Source organism: Terrimicrobium sacchariphilum (assembly GCF_001613545.1).
Lineage (GTDB): Bacteria > Verrucomicrobiota > Verrucomicrobiia > Chthoniobacterales > Terrimicrobiaceae > Terrimicrobium > Terrimicrobium sacchariphilum.
In genome coordinates, this window is the sequence record NZ_BDCO01000002.1 from 1,082,695 (window position 1) to 1,103,846 (window position 21,152).

Annotated in this window: 12 protein-coding genes; 6 read left to right on the forward strand and 6 right to left on the reverse strand. The window is 63.5% G+C overall.

What is annotated here, in order from left to right; genetic code table 11:
• Positions 1 to 5: 5 nt before the first annotated feature.
• The 5 genes from TSACC_RS05455 to TSACC_RS05475 all read left to right on the forward strand — a co-directional run bounded on the left by TSACC_RS05455 (position 6) and on the right by TSACC_RS05475 (position 6,734).
• On the forward strand, positions 6 to 683 hold the full coding sequence (locus TSACC_RS05455) for a hypothetical protein (protein ID WP_153811298.1): 678 nt from the start codon (positions 6 to 8) through the stop codon (positions 681 to 683).
• Positions 680 to 2,872 carry an endo-1,3-alpha-glucanase family glycosylhydrolase gene (locus TSACC_RS05460; protein ID WP_075078380.1) on the forward strand — a complete coding sequence of 731 codons (2,193 nt, stop codon included), beginning with the start codon at positions 680 to 682 and terminating at the stop codon, positions 2,870 to 2,872. The genes TSACC_RS05455 and TSACC_RS05460 overlap by 4 nt, the downstream gene beginning before the upstream one ends.
• On the forward strand, positions 2,869 to 3,999 hold the full coding sequence (locus tag TSACC_RS05465; RefSeq protein ID WP_084400211.1) for an SGNH/GDSL hydrolase family protein: 1,131 nt from the start codon (positions 2,869 to 2,871) through the stop codon (positions 3,997 to 3,999). The genes TSACC_RS05460 and TSACC_RS05465 overlap by 4 nt, the downstream gene beginning before the upstream one ends.
• 8 nt (positions 4,000 to 4,007) lie before the next feature.
• Positions 4,008 to 5,357: an SGNH/GDSL hydrolase family protein gene (locus TSACC_RS05470; protein ID WP_075078382.1), complete on the forward strand. Its 1,350-nt coding sequence runs from the start codon at positions 4,008 to 4,010 to the stop codon at positions 5,355 to 5,357.
• Between the two features lie 306 nt (positions 5,358 to 5,663).
• Entirely contained in the window at positions 5,664 to 6,734 is a 1,071-nt protein-coding gene (locus tag TSACC_RS05475; protein ID WP_084400212.1) for a Gfo/Idh/MocA family protein, read from the forward strand.
• Here the strand turns inward: TSACC_RS05475 and TSACC_RS05480 are convergent.
• From TSACC_RS05480 to TSACC_RS05505, 6 genes are read right to left on the reverse strand one after another with little or no spacing between them, the layout of a single operon-like run.
• Positions 6,731 to 7,483: a carbohydrate-binding family 9-like protein gene (locus TSACC_RS05480; protein ID WP_153811299.1), complete on the reverse strand. Its 753-nt coding sequence runs from the start codon at positions 7,481 to 7,483 to the stop codon at positions 6,731 to 6,733. The two genes, TSACC_RS05475 and TSACC_RS05480, sit on opposite strands and share 4 nt — an antisense overlap.
• Entirely contained in the window at positions 7,480 to 9,198 is a 1,719-nt protein-coding gene (locus TSACC_RS05485) for a beta-galactosidase (RefSeq protein ID WP_075078385.1), read from the reverse strand. The genes TSACC_RS05480 and TSACC_RS05485 overlap by 4 nt, the downstream gene beginning before the upstream one ends.
• Entirely contained in the window at positions 9,195 to 10,256 is a 1,062-nt protein-coding gene (locus TSACC_RS21695) for a hypothetical protein (protein WP_075078386.1), read from the reverse strand. The genes TSACC_RS05485 and TSACC_RS21695 overlap by 4 nt, the downstream gene beginning before the upstream one ends.
• Positions 10,257 to 10,260: 4 nt before the next feature.
• Positions 10,261 to 13,887: a DOMON domain-containing protein gene (locus TSACC_RS05495; RefSeq protein ID WP_084400214.1), complete on the reverse strand. Its 3,627-nt coding sequence runs from the start codon at positions 13,885 to 13,887 to the stop codon at positions 10,261 to 10,263.
• Entirely contained in the window at positions 13,884 to 14,654 is a 771-nt protein-coding gene (locus tag TSACC_RS05500) for a hypothetical protein (RefSeq protein WP_075078387.1), read from the reverse strand. The genes TSACC_RS05495 and TSACC_RS05500 overlap by 4 nt, the downstream gene beginning before the upstream one ends.
• The gene (locus TSACC_RS05505) at positions 14,651 to 18,451 is read right to left on the reverse strand and encodes a hypothetical protein (protein WP_075078388.1); all 3,801 of its coding nucleotides are present in this window, start codon (positions 18,449 to 18,451) and stop codon (positions 14,651 to 14,653) included. Before TSACC_RS05505 ends, TSACC_RS05500 begins: the two co-directional genes overlap by 4 nt.
• A 183-nt stretch (positions 18,452 to 18,634) precedes the next feature.
• On the opposite strand from TSACC_RS05505, the gene TSACC_RS05510 reads away from it, so the two are divergent.
• Complete coding sequence (locus TSACC_RS05510; RefSeq protein WP_075078389.1) at positions 18,635 to 21,073, forward strand: beta strand repeat-containing protein; 2,439 nt, start codon at positions 18,635 to 18,637, stop codon at positions 21,071 to 21,073.
• Positions 21,074 to 21,152: the final 79 nt, after the last annotated feature.

Below are 21,152 nucleotides of genomic sequence, written 5' to 3' on the forward strand. Positions count from 1 at the left end.
CCCTCATGATGCGAAATACGATGCTGGCCGCTCTGGCGGCCCTGGTTGCAGCCTGCCCGCTGAGAGCGGGTACGGGCTCCGTGGTATTCAAGGAGGATTTCTCCGATGGGACTTATGGAGAGAATCCTGCCTGGACCGAGGCCAACCCCAATCTCCCCTGGACCGTTGGCCAGGACGGCGGGCGGTTCTTTGTCGAGCCATCGGGCAAGATTCCCTGGGACTCGCTGCGCATCGCGATTCCGCCGCTGTCGGATGGGAGTTTTGAGCTGCAGTTTGACGTGAGGTTTCGGAGCGAGGAGGTTCTGGGTGCCAATCGCTTCTTTGTCATTCTCGGCAACTCCGAGGACAACTTCCGTGGCTATCAGCTCGATGTCGCCCAGGGAACGACGAACAACTGCACACTATCACGCATCGGACCGGACGGCGCTCAGCCCTTTGCCTTCATCTCGGAAAAAGTCGTCTTTCCGGAAAATACCTTTGTGCGGGTAAAGTGGACCCGCCGCGCCGATGGCTCGATGAGTGTCGTGATCGACGGGCAGGAGTGTTTTTCGGCGACCGATGCCGCCTACTCGCGCTTCGACCGCCTGACGATCGGCTCCATTTCGCCTGCCCAGCGGAGTGCCTCGGGCGCCGCATTTACCCAGGCCTTTGCGGATATCGTGTTGACTGCTCCGGTGGAATGAATCCGCTGCGCAATCCCATGCTGGGAGCGACCCTCTCGGTATGTATGGCCTCTGCTGGCTGCGGACCGCAGGGAGGGTCGTCCGGTCCGGCGGGATTCTCCACGGAGCAGCTTCCCGTCGAGCGCTTCGATGTCTATCCCGCCGGATCGCTGCCGCCCTATCCGTGGCAGCCCGTGGGAAAATTCTCCGACCTCGCCCGCATGGAGCTCCGGCCGGAGGGAGAGTCTCGGTTTATCGCCAATGCCGTCACGGGCAAGGGCCTCGTCATGGAGGATCGCGACCCGGCGGCCGGGGCGGGCTGCGGCATCTCGTACACCTTTGCCCCGCCTCCGCCCGGCCCGCTGTATCTCGGGTTTGACTTCAGGAACACAGCGGGGTCGACGCTGGATTGGGAGTGCCGCCTCGACGACTCGGCGGGGAAAGGCCTCCGCCTGCACATCGCTCCCGGCGGAGAATTGCAGGCCGGGGAGATCGGCGGTGCGTTGACGCGCGTCGCCCCGATCAAGGCCGACACCTGGTATCACGTCGCGGTGCGCATTTCCGGAGCAGGTGAGGCGACGGTCGCACTCACCGAAAGCACCAAGCCCGAGGGGGCGGCGGGCTCCGCCTCGATCGCTCTTTCGGAGAAGGACCTTGCGTTCACCCGCCTGAGCTTCCGGAATATCGGCAGCCAGGAGCAGACAGGCGGGTGGGCGCTGGATAATGTCCTCATGGCTGGTCGGGTCGACGCGCCTCGCGATGCGTTGCTCCCGTTCAAGCAAGCGCCCCTTTCCGTGCTCCGCGCCTCCCCGCGCAAGGTCTATGCATATTATTATGAGATCTATCCCTCCGGGTATTCCGACAGGGACCCCGGCCTCGCTCCGTACACGAAGAAGCTCTTCAACCCCTCGCTGACTCCTGCCGATCGCGTGAAGTCCGGCACGGAGCTGCTCTACCGTCCGCTGCCCCGCCCGCCGATGGAGCCGGGCCTCTCCGCCGACGAGGTGCTCATCCGCGCGATGGAGGAGGAGGTGCGTCTCGGCATCCAGATGGGTCTCGACGGGTTCCTCCTCGATTTCTTTGCCCTGCCCGAGAGCTATCCCGATGTTGCCAATATCAGGGAATACAATCGCCGTTCCTTTGCGCTGATGGATGCCGCGGCGCGGGTCGATCCCGGGTTCCGGATCATTCCCGCCATCTACGCCGGGCCGAAGCCTCCGCCCGGTCTCCCGCCGGATCAGGATATCGAGTCGGCCTGGACCGCGGCCTATGCGGATTCTCCCATCGTGCGGAAAATCCTCGCCCACCCGCAGCTGCTGCGCACGGAAGACGGTCGCGTCTACCTGAGCAAATGGGGTACGGAAATGTATCCTGCCGCCTGGTGGCAGCGCGTCGTCGATCGGCTCGCGGCTCGCGGCGTCCCTGTCGCCTTTCTGGGGCAGTTCAATGGACTGCCTGCGGCCCGCCTCCAAACCTACAGCGCACTCTGCTACGCGATGGCCGACTGGGGGCCGCGCACGCCCAAGGATTACCGTTGGGTGGAAAAGGCTCGCCCGCTGACGACCAAGGTCGTGTCTCCCGTCGTCTTTCAGGACGTGCGTACTCGCGAGCGCGTCTATTGGGAGGCCTGGGGTAGCGAGGCGTTTCGCAACATGTGGCAGTCGGCCATTCGCGACGGTGCGGACTGGGTTTTCATCACGACGTGGTCCGACTACTCCGAGCAGGCGCAGGCGCCCTCCACCGCGATCGGCTTCGCGCTTTACGACCTGAATGCCTACTACATTCAGTGGTTCAAGCTGGGCGCTGCGCCGGTCATCGACCGCGATGTGCTCTACTATTTCCATAGGATCCAGCACACCGATACCGCCTCGCTGCGGGGCGAACCGTGGAAACTCATTCCCGAGGGAAACATGACCGCGCGCAATGACATCGAGCTTCTCGCCTTCCTCAAGGAACCTGGCGAGTTGCGTATCCAGGCGGGTGGCGAGACCCGCTCGGAGATGGCGGGAGCAGGCATTACGTCGCTGAAGGCACCCATTTCAACGGGCATGGCCTTCACTCCGGTTTTCTCCCTGCTGCGCAACAACCAGCCCGTGCTGCAAGGCCGCAGCCGGTATGCGATCCTCGATCGGTTGGAGTATCCGAATCTCCTGTATCATGCGGGAATCCTGACCAACGACGATCATCTCCAGCCTCCCCGGAATCCATGAGCATACTCCACAGGGAGAGGCGGACCTTGCCGATTGGGTGTGCGCTCGCCGTCCTTCTCCTCGCTCTCCGTCCTGGCATCGCGGGGGAGGCCGAGGCCGGAGCTGATGTTGCCCGCGTTTTTGCCGCCGCCAGAGCCGGTGCGCCGCTCCGCTATGTGGCGCTGGGAGGTTCCATCACCCAATCCGGAGAGGGGTGGATCGGCCCATGGCTGACCGAGAAATTCCCCTCCAGCCGTGTGACGACGGTCAACTCCGGCATGAGCGCCACCGGCAGCGCCCTGGGCGTTTTCCGCATCGAGCGCGACGTGATCGCCCATCAGCCGGATCTCGTCGCCATCGAGACCTGCGTCAACGATGACAGCCTGCCCGATGATGTCGCCATCCGGTATTTGGAAAGCCTCGTCGTCCGGCTCCGGCAGTTGCCCCATCCTCCTGCCATCATCTTCCTCGAGGCTGCGGCGAAGCAAGGCAGCAGGATTCAGCGCCATCGCCAGGTGGCCCGCCATTACGGCCTGCTTGAGGTGGACCTCCAGGCCGCCATCGACGCGGAACTGAAGCGCACCGGCCAGGATTGGACCGCCTTTTTCTCCGACGCCGTCCACCCCAACGAAGCGGGCAACCGGTTTTACGCCCGTACGATCGAGCAGACCCTCGCGCCCCTGCTGGACAAAAAGCCAGTGGATGGCCGTTCGGTATTGCCTCATCCCATCAGCGAAAAACCGCTCATTCTCGATGGGCGCATGGTTCCGCTCTTTGGCATCACCGGCGTGCCGGGCTGGAGAAAGAACGCCTCGCCGCCTTTCTGGATGGACGCATTTTTCAATGGCACTCTCTCGGCCTCCGAGCCGGGCGCGGCGCTGGAGATTCCCTTTCGCGGCACCTGGGCGGGAGTATTCTATCCGATGGACAAGGGCTACGGCACATTCGACGCCAGCATCGATGGCGGCGCCCCCCTGCGCGTCGCGCCGAATACCCGAGGCGGGTACTCGCTCGACATCGTGGGTCGCGATCTGCCTGCGGGCGAGCACGTCCTGCGCATCACGCTCCCTGCGCCGGATTCCACGCCGGGGGTGAATGGTGAGGTGCGTCTCGGCTACCTGCTGGTGGCCGGGGAGGGGACCCAATAAGAGCGTTTATGAATCACCTCAGGATATTTGCCGCCCTTCTCTTTCTGGCCCCCTCCGGGGGATTGCACGCCCAGGCCACGCCCGCGCCGGAACCCGTCCGGCCGGCAGTGGAGTGCGTGCCACGTGGCGGCCTGCCCAATGTCTTCGCGAAACTCAAGGCAGGCGAGTCGGTGAAGATCGCCTATCTCGGCGGCAGCATCACGGAGCAAAAAGGCTGGCGCGTGCTCAGCCTGAAGTGGCTGCGCGAAAAATACCCCTCCGCACGCATCGAGGAGATCAATGCCGCGATCGGCGGCACCGGGTCCGACCTCGGCGTCTATCGTCTGGAGAAGGACGTGTTGCGCTTTCAGCCCGATCTCCTTTTCGTGGAGTTCGCGGTGAATGACGGCGGGACGCCGTCGGGGAAAATCCGCAAGGCCATGGAGGGCATCGTTCGTCAGACGTGGGCGGCCGCTCCTCGCTGCGACATCTGCTTCGTCTACACCCTCGTCACGGTGAGCTTCCCCGCCGTGCAGGAGGGGCGTCTGACCCGCGCCGCCAGCGTCATGGAGGAAGTGGCCGACCATTATCAAATCCCCAGCGTCCATCTCGGCATCCAGGCCGCCGCCCTGGCCAGGGATGGAAAGCTCGTCCCGGCCTCGCCCGACGCCCGCGTCGAGCAGGTTGCGGGGGATGCGCTCAACGAAGCCACCCCCGTGCCCAGGGACGCCCAGGGGCGCATCATCTTTTCCAAGGATGGCGTGCATCCCTACACCGATACCGGCCATGTGCTCTACACCCAGGCATTGATTCGCGCCCTCACGCAGATGGAACCACAGGGCAACCCTGCGCCGCACCCCCTCGTCGCACCGCTGGATGCGGACAATTGGGAACACGCCCGCCTCGTCGCGATCAATGATGCCGCCACGATCCGGCGGGCCGCATCCGACGCCAGTGTATCGCCTGATCCCATGGCTGCGCGTTTTTCCAGCCGCCTTCCGGGAATCGCGAAACTGCGCCCCGGCGATTCGCTCGATTTCCGCTTTCACGGCAGCGATGCCTTCCTCTACGGCGTCCGGGGGCCGGACTCCGGCGTGATCGAGATCACCCTCGATGGCGTTTCGCGCAAGGTGGTCAATTTCGATCGCTATTGCGGCTACCACCGGCTCGTCACGATCCCCATCGGGGAAAATCTGCCCGACCGCCCGCACGACGTCTCTGTGAAGGTGCTCGATGATCCTGTCGCCAAGGGCGAAATCCTGGCAGGCAAGGGGCTGGAAGACTGGAAAGCCCACCCCGCCGCCTTCACCGGGTCCGACTGGTATGTCGGCGCGGTTCTCGTCCTGGGCAGGACCCTGCCGGGCCAGTCCACCGAGTAGTCTTGGACGATTCCCGGCCCGGATCGGGCGCGCACGGGCCTCTGTTTTCCATGCGGCTTTGCCCTTTCTCGCGCCCCTTTTCTTCCGAGTGTGACGACTTCGGAGTTCCGCTGCATTTCGCTGCCAATGGGCGGTTTATGCAACATTCCTCCACCGGGGAACCTCCGGCTTTCACCTCCCGATTTCATGGCGGATGGCTTTTTCTGCTTTATGTGCTTATAAGCAAAATCTTGATACGAAATCCGTATCTGTTATCGTGATTTTACCAATGGAGAATGATCCGGCGGTGAAAACTGCTTATACTCAATGAAAACACCCCTTCGTCGTATCTCCATGGCCATTGTCGGACTCTCATTTGGACGGCATATCGTGGAGTTGTTGCACTCGACGCCGGCCAGTGAGTTCATTGAGCTGAGCGCGGTATGCGACATCCGCAAGGACCTCGCGGAGACCGTGGGCCGGGAGCGAGGAGTGCGTGCCACCGATTCCCTCGAAGAACTGCTGGCCGACCCGAAAATCCAGGCGATCGGGCTTTTCACCGGCCCTTATCGCCGGGCTGAGCTCATCCGGACGGTTTTGCACGCCGGGAAGGATGTTCTCACCACCAAGCCGTTCGAGCTGGATTCCGCCGAGGCCGAGCAGATCCTGCGCGAGGCGCAGCAGTTGGGTCGGACGATTCATCTGAATTCACCCAGCCCGGAGCCGACGGCGGATATCCGCCAGGTTCTTCAGTGGAGGGATCAGTACGACCTCGGGGCGCTGGTTTCTGCCCGCGGCGATGTCTGGGCCTCCTATTTCGAGAAATCCGACGGCTCCTGGATGGACAACCCGGACAAGTGTCCCGGCGGAGCGATGATGCGCCTGGGCATCTACCTGATCAACGACATCCTCCAGCTCGCCGGTGTGCCCAACGCCGTGAGCTTTGCCTCATCCCGCATTCGCACCGGACGACCGACTCCCGACAATGCCCTGCTCACGCTTTCCTTTCCCAGCGGCTGCCTGGGTTCGATCCACACGTCGTTTTGCGTCCGCGATGGTGACCAGTATGGAAATGGACTCAGCCTGCATTTTGAGCGCGGGAGCATTTACCGGAATGTCGGCAGCGAGCGCGCTGTCGCCCGCCCGGAGCGCGCACAGCTTTCCCTGGTGCGCCTGGATGGGGACTCCCGCGTCGTCGAGGTGGCCTCTTTTGATGAGTGCTCGGGCGTTTATCAGTGGGAGGAGTTTTACCGGGCGCTTACTCTCCGTGAGTCGATATCCGAGGAATATATCAACCGCATCGTGGCAGGCGTGAGAGTCCTCGAGAGCCTCCGGCACCTGACCGTGCGCCGGGATCGCTCGCCTGCGACCTCCCCGGTGGAGGCGGTGGCGGTCTAGGGGTTTCCCGGACCAGCCAGCACCAGCCGCCCCATGCCGGCGGGAGAGCGATGGGCCCTGCCGAAGACCACGGGCGCCCAGTTTGTGATCCGTGGCTTGCCGGACGCCGCGGAGTAGTCGAGCCGGAGGAAATTGGCCCGCAGTTCCTCGCCGGTCTCGAAGGTCGTGCGCCCGAGTCGTTTCAGGAGCGGACTGGCTGGCAGCGCGACCGTGACCTCCCAGCCCGGGGCGATCGCCCGGGCCTCGACCCGCATGCCGGGAAGAGTCCATTCCGGAAAAAACCACGATTCCCTGCGTATGACGTCCTCATGAATGGTGAAGTCCTCATTGGCCACCGGCTCTGCCGAGTACACGTGCAGTGCGTCAAACGATCGCCCCTGCGAGTCAAATTGCAGCTCGGCAAATACGCGGCCATCGCCGACCGGGTCCAGAAAGATCTCCACGCAGTCGGCGACATGGAGCGGGCGCTCCGCCGTCGGCGTGGCATCGAGATTCACAGGCGTGCCCTCCCGGCAGGTGAAGCGGACAAAGAGGTGATCGCGGGTCCAGAGCAGGCGCACCGTCGTCTGTTCCTCCCCCTCCGGCGCTGCGTTCAGCGGAGGCGACAGGGCCGGTATCCTGGCTGCTGTTTCCCACGCGGATTCCGCCGGCCAGGCCGCGCTGGCTTGTGTCATGGGAATAGTCAGTTCCGGTCGATCCGCCGCGCGCATCGTGGCGACCCAGCACATCGCAAAAAGGAGGAGCCTCATGGCAGCAGGGAGCGAAGCAGGTGGGTGAGGCCCGCCCGGTCAAAGGCGCTGAGCAGGACGATCAGCCGACCGCGCCCGATCGCTTTCTCCAGGTAGGCTGGTCCGCTGAATTGGTGATGAGCGAGGTGATGGACTCCACTGGCTGCTGTCGGGAGGAACCAGAAGTTGCGCCCGTGGAGTGCGCGATTTTCCAGGCTGCCTGCGACGGAAAAGCCGGGTTGCAGATGCAGCATTTCGCCCGGCGTTGCCGCGCCTTCCGGCAATCCCTCGAGCGGAGCGATGGGGCGGACGTTGTTCTCGAGGTCGAGACGGCCAAAATCCGCCGTCGTCACCAGGGTTCCGCCGCGCCTGAGGAAGTCCTCGGCGAGTTCGATCCTGTCCGCCATTTGAAAGTGCGGGGCAAAGACGATCTCGCCCCGGGTGAGGGCCTCATCGTACGGGCCGACAGCCACATCGGGCCAGAGATCGCGCAGTGCGGCGAACCAGTCCTGCTCCAGAGTCTCCCGATAGCTCCAGGCCGCGCCGGGCTGCGGTCGCGTTTCCTGCGCCCAGTGCTGGCCAAAGTCAAAGACCAGGATGCGTCTGGTGGACACGGCGGCGGCCGGCGCGTCGAGCCGCGCGATCGCATCCCGGATGGCCGTCGCCATGCGGGTCGGTCTGCCGTCGTGGCGCAGCACCGCGCCATGCTCCATCTCGCAACCCGCCGGATGCTGGCGCAGGTGCCAGTACAGGGCGTACTCCGCACCGGCCTCGGCGCACCGCTTCAGGTGCGTCCCCAGTCGTTTCAGGTCCTCGGGATAGAGGTTCTGGGCGTTTTGCTGGCCCGCTTTCTGCTCCAGTACCCACAGTGGCTTTTCATCCAGGCCCCGGAGCAGGGCGAGCTCCAGGGCGGAGCCTGCCTCATCCTCGATGTAGTGACTGATCCCGATCGCGTCCAGGTGAGGTCGGAAGCTCCAGCGATCAAAGGGCGTGTCCCACGAGAGATTGAAGAAATTGGTGGTTACGGGCTTGGCCGTCCCGGCAGTCCGGAGCGCATCGGCCTGGGCGCGGTAAAATCCCAGCCAGTTGTCCGACCGGAATCTCCTCCACGCGAGTTTCAAGGCCGGAGCATGTGCGGGAAACGCGCGGTGCGGAATCGGGATCTGGCTCCAGTCGGAGTACCTCTGCGACCACACGTCCGACTGCCATGCGACGGCAAGTGCATCGAGCGTGCCGTAACGCGCCTCCAGCCAGCGCTGGAACTGCGAGCGGCACCCGGGGCACCAGCAGGTAAAGCCGTCGCCCGCCAGTTCGTTGTCGATCTGCCAGCCGACTACTGCGGGGTGCGTGTCGATGAGCGATGCCAGTCGCACTGCGGTGGTGGCGCAGAGATCGCGGTAGCCCTCGTGCGACGGGCAGTAGTTTCGTCGCACGCCCACCGGCACCGGGCGGTTGTTTTCATCGACGGCAGTCAGGTCGGGCCATCGGTCAAAGAGATAGGGCGGCGGCGTGGCGCTGGGCGTGCACCAGATGACGGAAAAGTCCATGCGGTAGGCGGTATCGAGAAAGTCCTCGATCCACTCCGTGCTCCACTCGCCCGGGCGGGGCGACAGCCGGCTCCAGCAGAACTCCCCGCACCGCAGCACCGACAGGCCGGTTTCCCTCGCCACGGCGAGATCGGCCTCCCACTTCGGGCGCGAGCCGAGATCCGGATAATAGCTGGCTCCGGTCCTCACTGCGGTTTGACCGTGGCGCCCTGTACCAGGCGGGCGAGCGTGGCGGTCTGATCGGGCGGCAGGGTGGCAAGGATGATGTTGCGCCCGGCGGCGAGGGTCGTGATGTTCCAAATGGGCTTCTCCATCACCTCGTCAGTGGCTTGCGGGCCGGTCCTTGCGGACTTGAAACCCTCGATCCCCGCAGACTTGAAACCCTCGCGCGTCATTTTCAGGACGCCCTGGCTGGCGGCGCTCTCCTCCGCAAACTCGATGATCTCAAACGTGTTTCCGTATGCCTTGAGCGAGGGACCGCTCAGCCAGCGCTCGAGGGATTTTTTCCCGAGGAAGCCCGGCACGAGGTATTTGTACCGCCACATGCGCGCAGGTTCCGTCCCCGTCGTTTCGAGCACGGCCCGGTATTCGTTCGCCGGGATCTGCGACCACCCGGCGAGGTATGCCGGTTTACCGTTGATTGTGATGGTCTCGGGCAGGTCGACGGGCGCGGGATCAGTCAAGGGATCGAGATCGAGCAGTGTGGTCTTGGGCCGGGAGACCGTCCCGGCCGGGACGATCCCGTTCAGCATGCCGTGTTGAAATGCCCGCACCGCGGCCAGCACCCCGGCGTCGGAGGTGCCGCTGATCTTGACGAGCAGAGTGCCATCCGGAGCCGCCTTGGTGCGCCGCGAGTGCAGGAACGGGTTGCGGTCGCTCTCGATCCAGCCGACGTCACCTTCAAACTGTCCCCACCCGAGCGATTGCAGGCGGCGTGTTTCCTCATCGATGCCCACCATCTCGCCCAGCACCTTCTTCATCAACGGGTCCTGGGAGGGCCGGCCGATGACGACCAGGTGATTCTGCGCGGCGAGATTGTAGGCGGCAGGCTCCAGCAGACCCTCGCTGGTTTGCTGTGCCGTGGCCCGGCTGGACCCGGAGGCCTGCAGCGCCTTCAGCAGGGGAGCTGTCTCCGCGAGCTCCGCCGCGGCGTTCCGGATTTCCTCGGGGGCGTTTTCGCTGGTGCAGACGAGCACGTCGGCGGCCATCACCGGCCCGGCGACAGCGAGAACGAGGGCGATGAGCACGGATCTATTTTTCAAAGCTGAACTCCACTTCGTTGGCCCAGTGCGCGATCCAGTCGGGATGGAAGCTCATGGGGTTTTTCTTGGATACGCTCCTTCCAGCGGCGAGCTCCATGCCCGGGCCGCCGTTGTCGTTGACCCGGAAGGAAAATCTCACCGTCTTGCCTTCATCCAGCGCCTTCTTCACGAGCGGAATCTCCGACCACGGGATGGCGGCCTCGATGATGCGCGTATTGCCCTCGTGCTTGATCGCGAGCTGTCCGTCTTCCACCGCGCCCTCCTGGGGGGCGGCGGGCTGGCGCGGGTAAAAGTGCTTGCGCACCATGCCTGGCACGAGGCTGCGCCAGATTTCCGTGCCTCCGCCGTATTTCCCGGCCACGGGATTCAATGCATACTCGTAGTCGGTATCCTCATAGGGAATGAAGCGCGGCATCGTTCCCGGAGGGTGTGAGATGCTGGATGCCTTTTCTCCGACCGGGATCACGTTGAAGGCGATCTGCACGTTGTCAAACTTTGGCGCGCTGCCAAAGGGGAGCGCCGGACGCTGACGATAGGAATACCGGCGCACGCCCTCGGGCCAGCGATGCTCCACCCGCGGGGCATCGTCCAGGAAGCGCACGCTCGAGCCATCCGGCAGTCGAGGCTCCGCCCCCGCCACGACAAAACCGTCGCGTCCGTATTTTCCGATCCAGTTTCCGGCCGTGTTGAGGTCGGTGCCGAGGAGCTTTGCCGCCGGGCTGCCGTTCAGGGTCACGCCCTGCGGAGCGGGATCGAGGAAAATGCCGCTCAGCGATGCTCCCAGCCACGAACGGGTGCGGATGATGGCACGCACCTTGCCGGAGACCAGGAAGGACACATGGTTGCCCGGGCCGTACTCTGCGACGGTCGTGCGGGCCAGCGATTTTCCGGTCTCGGGGTCCTGGAGGTCCAGGAGCACATTGCGTCTGCCGTTCTTGTGCCCGTCCCAGTCGACAAAGTAAAAGGTCACCGTGGTCGGTTTTTCCACCGAGAGATCGACGGCGAGCGCCTTCGCGATGCTGCTCCAGGCTGTGTGGCTGCGCTGGTCTGGCGCGCCGGGCATCTGGAGCGCGGCGGCCTCGCGGATCGGCTGGTTCCACGTTTCGTCCTTTTTCAGAAAGGTCCTTTCGCCATCGTACTCGTACGAGACCTCGGGGTAGAAGTCCGCGTCCAGGTCGCGCTTTGCAAAGCGCAGTGTCCCGTCCGACGGCGTGGTATCGAGGATTTTCGCGGCGAAGTAGAAGGCCTTGTCATCATAGCCGAGGAATCCGCTGGCGGTTCCAGAGGACTTGCCGGTGTCGTATTTGACAAAGGGCAGCCACGCAGCCTCCATGACCGTCGGTCCATCCTCGTCGGCAGTGACCGGCTGGGGCAGCGCGCCCTTCCAATCCTCCAGGTTGCCATCCACTGCGATGGTGCGCCTGGCGATCTGGTTGACGTGCAGGCTTTCCCGGTGCGCGGCGCTGCCATCCTTCCCGGCGTCAAACTCGACGCTCAGCGGATACGTGTTGTCGGGCCGGGGCGTCCCTCCCTTTACAGGGATCTTGATCTCCCGCGTCTCATGAGCCTGGAGCGAGACCTCCTTGGGCAGATCGAGCGTGAGATCGCCGAGCGAGGCCTTCAGCGTTCCCTGCACCGGGCGGTTCAGGATGTTGGTGAGCGTGAGGCGTAGCGTCGACTCGCGATCCACCGGCGTGAGCATGTCGTGAGCGACGATGTCCACCGGTTCATAGCCATCGATGCGGGCCTGCGCGACGGCTTTGGTGAGACGCTCAAAGGACCCCGGCTTGCCATTGGTGCGGAGAAAGAATCCCCGGCCATCCAGCGGCACCGTGATCTGACCGCCCTTGCCGGAAACCGGATTGCCATAGAAATCCGCCAGCACAAACTCCCCATCCGGGTTTTTTAGCGTGAGCGTGGCACCCTGGAGCGGCGGGCGGCTCTGGAGTTGCTTTTCCAGCGCCTCGCGCTCGGGAGACTGGGCGGGGAGCGCGGCGAGCTTTGCCTCGATTTCCTTCCGCTCCCTGCTCGTGGACAGGCCCTCGACCTGGCGGAACAGCATGAGATCGGGTTCAAAGGACTCGCCCATGTCGCCGACCACCACGATCGTTCCGTCGTCGGGCTGGCCTTTCAAGCCGTCAAAGACCATCACCCACGGCAGTCCATTCTTGAAGAGGAGTTCGCGGAAGGGGCGCTCGCCCAGGAAGTGATTGGCCGCGCCCACCGCCGCGGCGGTGGACCACGCGTCAAAGTTATGCAGCTTCTGCCGCGTCTTGTCGGGCAGCTCGACCTCCTTTTTGATCTCCCTCGAGACATTGCCAAAGTACACGCCCATCGCGCGGTCGTAACCAAAGGCTCGATTGGCCGCGATCACCGCTGCGACGCGATCATCCGTGTTGGCCACCCAGCTTTCGGTATCCCAGATCTTGACTCGTCCCCGCGGGCTGTCGCGATCGATCCACTTGCGATAAATGGAGGGCGTCGATGGTCCCTGGTAGTGGATCGCACAGACGTCGAGCCACTTGAGAAAGGTGTCCGACCCGTCGGCGAAGAGCTTGTCAAAGGTGTTCGTCGAGGAGTCGCACCCGGCGATCAGTACATCCGCACCGTCCTTGCGCGCCTCTTCGACACCCCTGGCCATCGCCGTGAATATCTCGCGGAACCGTTCGGAGTCCGCTCCCCATCCCGAGATGGAGATGCCCTCCCAGGGTTCATTCCATAGCTCCACGGCGGTGACGGGACCCTTGGGCCAGCCGTACTTGCGGCAGGTGTCGGCCACGAATTTCTGGAAGTCCGCATCGTACTGCGGCAGCCAGGCATAATCCTGCTTTGTGTCGAGCATCACCCCGTCGGCATCGAGATGCGGCCGCGTGCGGCCGAGCGCCTGCGTCTCGTTGCCGCCTCCATTGTTAAAGACGAGCAGCACGGTGATGTTGTTTTCCTGGTACTCCTTCAATCGCTGGTCGAGGAGCGCCATCTTCTTCTCGTAGTCCTTTTGCGTGGTCGGGACGTAGCCAAACTCCATGCGGATCGCCTGGATGCCGAGCCGCTTCAGGATGGGCACTCCCGCGGCGTCGTCGAGCGACAGGGTCGGGTACTGGATGCGCTCGGGGGAGGCGGCAAACGTGCGCGCGCACGACGTGGCCAGCCGCCGGCCGATCGGTCCGAGGTCGGCCACGATCGCATAGGCGCCAAACTTCTCCGGGATCTTCGGCGCAAACTCGACGATCTGCGAACCATTGGCTGGAATGTCCAGCGCCACCTTGCCAGGCATCGGGTCGCCTTGTCTTACCAACTCCGGCAGCCAGATGTCGCCCGGGATTCCCCGGGTGCCAAAGGGAATGACCTCCATCTTCGCCTCGGTCTTGATCGGCGCGTCCGTCTTGTTGGTAAAGAGCAGCTTGAGCCTCGGCTGCTCTCCCGGGTAGAGCACGTTGCCCTCGGGCGTTCCCTCGAGCAGGGTGACCTCATAGGGATACGTGCGCTGGTTGATCTTTACTCCGAAGACCTCCTCGTAGTTCTTCATCTGCTCGCCTGTCTTCATCTGGGCCAGGGCGGAGCCGGTCAGCGCCAGTGCGGCGGCCAGGGCGGGGAGAGTGTATTGGCTGAGCCTCATTGGTGGGAGATCTTGATGTTGTCGATGGAGGCGGTGAATGTGCTGCCGTAGTTGCCGCCGACCGCGGTGCCGTCGCCGACGCGGAACCCGTGGAAGATGCCGAACTTTTCGCCCTGCAGCTCTTCGGTGAAGGGCTCGTCGTTGACGAAGACCTGGGCCTTCTGCTCGGAGAGATTGAGCACGATCTTGACCCGCATGATCTCGCCCGCGGAGAAAGGCTTCAGCTTGGGGCCGCGCCCGTGAGTGGCGTCGGTGAACCCCTCGGTATTGAGCGCGAGCTCATCGCCCCGTTTCCCGACCGCCGAGACGCGATAGGCGGCTCCGCCGGGGGCGTTGTAGATTGCAAAGGTCAGCAGGGTCTCCATGTCGAGATCCTCCTTTTGCGCGTTGACGGCATTGAAGGTGAGTTCGTCGATGGTGAACTCCCACTCCACCGTCACGATGCCCGAGGAGTATTCCTCCTTGGTGGAAAGCTCAAAGCAAGGCATGTACCGCTCGGTATTGGCCTTCTTGAAGACGAGCGGGTTTTTTCCCAGGTCTCCGGATTTGGCCTCGACGATCAGCGTGTTCGCCGCGTCGGAGTACGTCTTTTGTGGCACCTCGCACGGGGGATCGAACGGGCCGGCCTCCAGTGCCGTCCCGGGTTTCATTTCATCAAAGGTCAGGTTCCATAGGATGTCCTCCGCCTGGACGGAGGAGAGAAACAGGGATGCTCCGACAACCGGAATGAGGAGGTGAACAGCTGAGGCGATCTCGCGTTTTTTCATGAGTTGGCTGGGGTTGGAATGATTTGGATCATACGCCCGTCGTTGGGTGCGCAGGGAATCTGGAAATGCAGGGCGTCTCCCTCCCACCGGGAGGGCACGATCTCGGCGCGATCGAGGTCGACCACGCGGAAGGATGTGCCTTGCAGCGAGGGGGCGAGCAACGACGGCTTGACGGAAATGTCGAGAGTTCGCGCCCTGTCGCCCTGGTCTCCCAGGGCGAGGAAGAGACTGTCGCCATGGCAGAAGGCCGTCACGGCCAGGCCGCTGGGGAGCGTCAGCGGATTCCCGCTAAGCTGCAGGCTCAGGTCGGTGAGTTGACGGGCCTGCGGACCGGTGAGCTTGCGAATGGGGACAGGCGAGAAAAGGGTCGCTCCTGCTCCGGGGCGCTGCGTGATGAAGGCGAGAGGCAGCCCTTCGCTGTCGGTCACGGTCTGCGTGCCGGACAGCGCCGCCCACGAGGTCCCGTCCTTCCTTACGCCGAAGAGCTCTGCAACTTCGCCCCCCGAGCCGCTTTCGCCGATGGCAAAAAGCGGGGTTCCCGCTTCGTGCAGCCGCCGGAGCTCGGTGGTTTCCCAGCCTTCCGAGTCCAGCCCCTCGAGGAGGACCAGCGGCTGGCGGCCCGACCAGTTCTTCAACGCATGTGTATTCGTGACAAAGCTGATCGGCAGCCCGCTGGTGACGAGTTTGCCGTAGAGCTCACCGGCCAGTTGATCGACCTGGTCGGAGCCGGCCCCGGCATAAAGGCCAAATCCGAGCCGCCCGGCCTTGGGTTCCATGCGGCGCTCCTGCCACGGCCAGGAGACTACCAGCCCAAACCCGGCTGGCTTTTCCGGACGGACATGGATCATGAGGCTCTGCACGCGATTGAACTGCGTCCAATCCTCAATCGTATTTTTCGACCCGTAGCCTCCCTGGAGGGAGAAGCCAAACTCGGAGTACGGATGAAACGTGCCGTCGGTGGCGACGCGACCGGCCCAGTAGGTCGAGTACCATTGGCGGCGCGAGGGCTCCACCGCGCCACTGGGTGAGAACCATGTGGGGTTCGCCTGGATGCTGCTGACCCATCCCCACTGGTTGTAGGCTCCGGATTCCAGGTTGGGATTGGCGCTGACGAGGCCAAAGCGATACCCGATCGATCGGTAGAGATCCTCGTTGCGAAGCTCCCAGAAAAGGTCGGTGCCGACCGCCTTGTGGGTCTGGCCGAGCTTTTCCCCGAGCGGACCGCCGGCCAGCGGGAAGCTGCCGTGCGTTTCCACGGTCATGGTGATCCCGGCATCGGCCAGCCGCTTCTGGCTCTCGAGCACGGCGTCGGCGTACCGGTTGAGGTGATACCGCTGGTATTCATCCGCATGCTCGGTGCAGATCTCGGCTGCCAGGTCCTTGCGGGTGCGCCTGGTCAGGCCCGGCTGCCCCTTGGCGCGGAGATATTCATCGAAGTCGACGATGTCGGCCCAGGCAAATGTCGCGTTGATGGGCACTCCGTTCCATCGGTCGCTCAGGGTGATGTGGATCGACTTCTTGCCCTTCCACTGTCCCGACTCGAATTTCTCGAGCAGCTTGTCCGTGGCCCAGTCCCACACATAGCGGCCGGAGGGGAATTCCCTCCAGGGGTCCGTGTAGTGACTCATCCCGACGGGTGAGAGGAAAAATCGCCGGCTCGACTCGGCATTGTCTTTGCCGATCTCCATCATGTCATGCGCCCAGGCCCAGGCCTTGTCGTCCGGGCCGCCCCATCCCTGGGTGTCCTCCGAGGTTCCCTTGCCAAACTCGTCCAGCGCGACGAATCCCGGCGAGCAGAGCAGGCCCATATCCACCTCGCCCAGCGCGGAGCGGGGACGCAGGGCGGGAGCCGCTTCCGGGACGAAATACACCGGCAGGGCGGCGAGAGTGCTCTGCCCCTCGGAGGTATGAAACTCGGCGCTGATCACCATCTGGCCCGCGCTCTCCGCCGTCGGCGCCTCGACGGTGAAATCCTGCCGCGTGAGAGGATCGAGCGTGATCTCCTTTTCCAGGAGGATTTTTTGTTCGCCGGTGCGCAGATCCGTGGCGGTCACCTTGAGCGTCCCGGTCACCGCGGGAGGGAGTTGGGTGGACGGCCAGCCGAGCACTTCCCATTCGCCGAGGGCGGTGTTGGTCGGGATTTCCTTCCCGTTTGGTCCCGGCCGGAAGGGCGCGGGTTCGAGCTTGGCGTCGCCTTTGCGCCGCGTCATGACGAGGGTGCATTCCGTCGCCGTGCGCGGGGTGAAGGCGTCCTCGCGGGAACCCTGCGGGTACGGCGCTCTCTCCACGCTTGCCGCCGGCTCGGCGGCATCGCCGGCCTGGAGTTGGTAGTTCGTCGGGTTGGCCCGGTCCCAGTCGCGATACCCGGTCTGGCCCACCAGGCGCTGCCCGGCCATCGTCACCGCCTGTGGCCAGGTGAGCCGCAGGCGCTGCTCATCCGCGCTGCGCCCGGCCCAGTAGCCGTAGATGGGAAATTTCCCCCTCACGCTGCCGTAGCTGACTGCTCCGTCGTTCAATCCCTGTGTGGAGGGGTTTTCCGGCCACGCCAGGTCTGTGGCGGTGCCGAGAGGTGCGATATTGTGCAGCGCATTGGCCACCTGGATCGTGACCTTCGGCGTGTCTCCGCAGGGGTAAACGTACCGGGCCAGCGGAGTGCCGTTGCCGTTGAGGAAATCGATGCCCCCGGTCGGCCATCCCTTGGACTCCTTGAACTTTCGCACATCCTCCCCGCTCAGCTGGATCGTGACGGCGGGAGTCCGGTCGACGATCGCCTGGGCGGAGGCAAATGTCTGGTTGCGCGTGCGGTCTGCGATCGTTGCCTCGAGCCGGATGAACTCCGGCGACACCGTCGGGCTGTCCTCCGGGACCAGCGGTACGGCGACCGATGCCGTGCCCTTTGGTGGTACGGTGACTTCGGACGACACGCTGTTGAGAAGGTCTCGGGTCAGTCTCCGCACCTTGGCAAACAGTACCGCCTGCACGGCCTGGTCGGTGGGATTGACGACCTCCACCGTGAGCGACTTTCCTGGCTGGTGATCCGGGATGGATAGCGTGAGCTGGCTGGCAACGGAATCTGCCGGGGAGGGTGCCACGGGGCAGGCCGCGAGGAGCAGTTCCTTCAGAAACTGCGGATACCCGCTCCACTCGGTCAGGCGGCTGTCGAAGAGGCTCCCGCCAAACACGAAGACCTTGCCCGCATGGACGCGTCCCTCCACGAGCAGCGGCAGGCCGCCGCCCTGGTCGCTCTCGAGCAGGACTTTCCAATCCGTGTTCCAGGCGGGCTTGCCCATGGCCTCCCATTCGTAACGATGCTGGCCGGTCTCCATCGTGGAAAGCGGCAGATGCAGGTCAAACCTGCTCGCAAGCGCAAACCCCGGAGTCTGCGCCACCGCCTCCAACGGAGACCCGGCAGGGAGCCGGGCCCCCGTTTCCCCCCGCCGATAGTGTTCCTCCAGAGCCGGCCAGAGATTGACCGGCAGGAGCGAGGCGATTTTTTGCAGGGAATTGGCTTTTCCCGAAATTGAAACCACCAGGCTCCCGCCCTGCTGGAGCACGTCTGTCGCGGTTCTCAGTGTTGAGTCGGAGATGGTTGCCGAGGGATCGAGGAAGAGGATGCCGGGAGTCTCTCCCTCCTTGATCAGGCGCGCGCCGAGCGCGGTGACGGTCTCGGTGAAGATCGCCGGAGGGCGCGCGCCGAGAGTCAATACATCCGTTCCCTCGAGGGAAACGGGCGAGGCGAAAAGGCATCCCGGCAGCACGATGCAGCCGAGGAATACTCTGAGGGATGGCGGGAACATCTTTTTTGCTAATAAGCAACAAGCTTATGGAACGCAAGTCTCATTCGGGCCTTCTTGCCCGCCTCCGAGGAAAAATCGAAGGAATATTCTCTAGTTCGTCCGATTTTGCTTGGTGCGCCTCGAGGAAACAAGTGTGGAAATCTTCTTGCCAGAAATCTGCTAATAAGCAAGCATTCGCCCGTCATGAAGATTACCCCCTTCTCTTTTCCACGATTGATTGTGCGGTGCGGAGTCCCCCTGGTCTGCCTTTCCTTGCTTACCGCAGCCCGGGCGCAATGGATCGGGACGACCACCAAGCTGGACTACAACGACACGGCAAACTGGAAGGATGGGATCATCAATGATGTGTTCCAGGGGCCTTACAACTGGCCAAGCTCGCCGGGCGTCAGTAACTCCAACCAGTTCTCCTTCTCATCGGGAAGCACGACGGTCTCCACCGGCTCCATCAATGCCCAGGGGCTGGTCGTGGGACAAAGCATCACGGGAACAGGCATCCCGGCGGGGGCCACCATCACCGCGATCAATAGCGCGAACTCCATCACGATCAGTGTGCCGACCACCGGCCCCAGCTCTGGCAACTACACCGTGGCTGCGATCAACAACGCCTGGGAGGTCAATCTCGGCGCCACGCGCACGATCACCGGAGGCTTTACCTACCAGAATACGGACCCGGCTAACGTGACCTTTACGCCGCTGGCGACGGGATCGACCTGGACGTTTACCTCGGCGGCCCCGGTGATCACCGTGGACATGGGGCTTCCCGGCGTGAACCGGACTCTCCAGATGGGCGCCGCCTCGCGTCCGCTGAATTGGGTGTTTCAGAATGGAGTGGCGACCTTTGCCATCAATCCCACGCTGTCCAACGTCGGCCAGAGTTCCAATGTGGATACGATGGTGCTTTATACCAATATCACGGGTGCTTCCGGGATGGAGAAGACCGGCGGTGGCCGACTGGAGCTCTATCGGACCGCGACCGTTAATGGCGACGTGAATATCAGCGGGGGCGTGATGCGCCTGCGTTCCTTCAGCGACACCGTCTTTGGCAAGATCGATGGCGCCTCGGCCATCAATATCAAGAACCAGGGAGCGACTCTTGATTTGATCATTTCTCATGCAACTGGAAACGTGCTGGCGGCCTCGACCGACATCAACCTGCAGGCGGGTGGAGTCGGGATCGCGGGCAATACCAACCAGCAGATCGGCGACGTTCATCTCGTCAATGGTCGCGGCATGGTGGGCAACTACTCCGCCTCGGATAAAACGCTGACCCTCTCTTCGCTGAGCCGGGAGAACTACTCAACGCTCAGCCTCGTGGGAAACAACCAGAACGGTCGCGGCGTCGGCACCGGCACCCTGATCAAGATATCGGGCGACGATTCCAACATCCTCGCCGATCTCTTCGGCGGAGGAGGAGCGGCTGGCAGCACGACGATGAGCATCCTCCCGTGGGCCAGTGCGGTCTCCGTCAATGCCAACGAATTTTCCACGACCGATAATAGCGCTTGGTCCGGCGTGGAACTGGTCACGTACACGACTGCGGGCGGCTTCCGCGCCCTGAGTGCTTCGGAGTACTATGCCGCCAATGGCACCAACCTCCTGTCCGGTGCCGGGGTCAATGACAACGTCAAGCTGAGCTACGCCGCCACCGTGGGGTCAAATCTCACCATCAACGCTCTCGCTCTCGGCGCGACCAACCTCACGCAGACCATCTCGTCCGGCACGACTCTCACCATTGCCAGCGGAGCAATCGTGACGGGAGGAAACTCCGGCACGATATCCGGTGGCATGCTGAGCGCAGGCAATCGGGCGCTCATCATCTCTGGACGAAGCTCGCTCACGATCTCGTCCTCCATCACCAACTCGATCACCGACCCGACCAAGGCCGGCCTGATCCTGGCCAATGTGGGAGCAGGAGTCTATCTCACCGGGACGAATACCTATGGGGGCGCGACCGTGGTGCAGGGAGTTGCCACCTTCAACAGCGGCTCGGCTCTCCCGAGCGCGACCGAGTTGCGCGTTGATACAAGCGGGCGGGCGATCGTCGGCAACGGCATCACGGCCACCGTGCGCACCTTGTCGGGCAATGGCGCCCTGGAGTTTATCTTTGCCAATAATAGCAACAGGCTCAATGTCGGCACGGTCATGGTATCGGCCGGGAACACGCTCACCGTCGGCGATGGCGGAACGATCTCTCCGGGGGATTCCGCCGGGGACGCACAGGCCGGGAAACTCGTGCTGGGCAATAACGTGAACAACCTCACCTTCCAGGCAGGCTCGGTCTTTCTCGTCGACATCGCCAGCGCGTCTCTCTTTGACTCGCTCCAGAATACGAATACGAGCGGAACGAATACTCTGCGGATCGATGGCGGCACCATCCGGCTCACGTATCTCGATGGGTATACTCCCGAGGAGGGTACCTCATGGCTCTTGACCCAGGGCTTCGGCGCCAGCGCCGGCAATGTGGCCAACATGAGCGTCACCGATACCGCCGGCTACACCTACTCGCTGTCGCTGCAAAATAACAACCTCCTCCTCACCGTGACCTCCGTGCCGGAGCCGGGAAGCCTCCTGCTTGTCCTGGCCGGTCTGGGCTGGCTGGTGGCCCGCCGCAGGCGCGCGTAGGCTTCGGGCCGGGCTGGTCTTTGCCTCATCGGAAAATGGCTCCGGAGCGCTCAATGAATCGTAGACGTTAAGAAGCGTT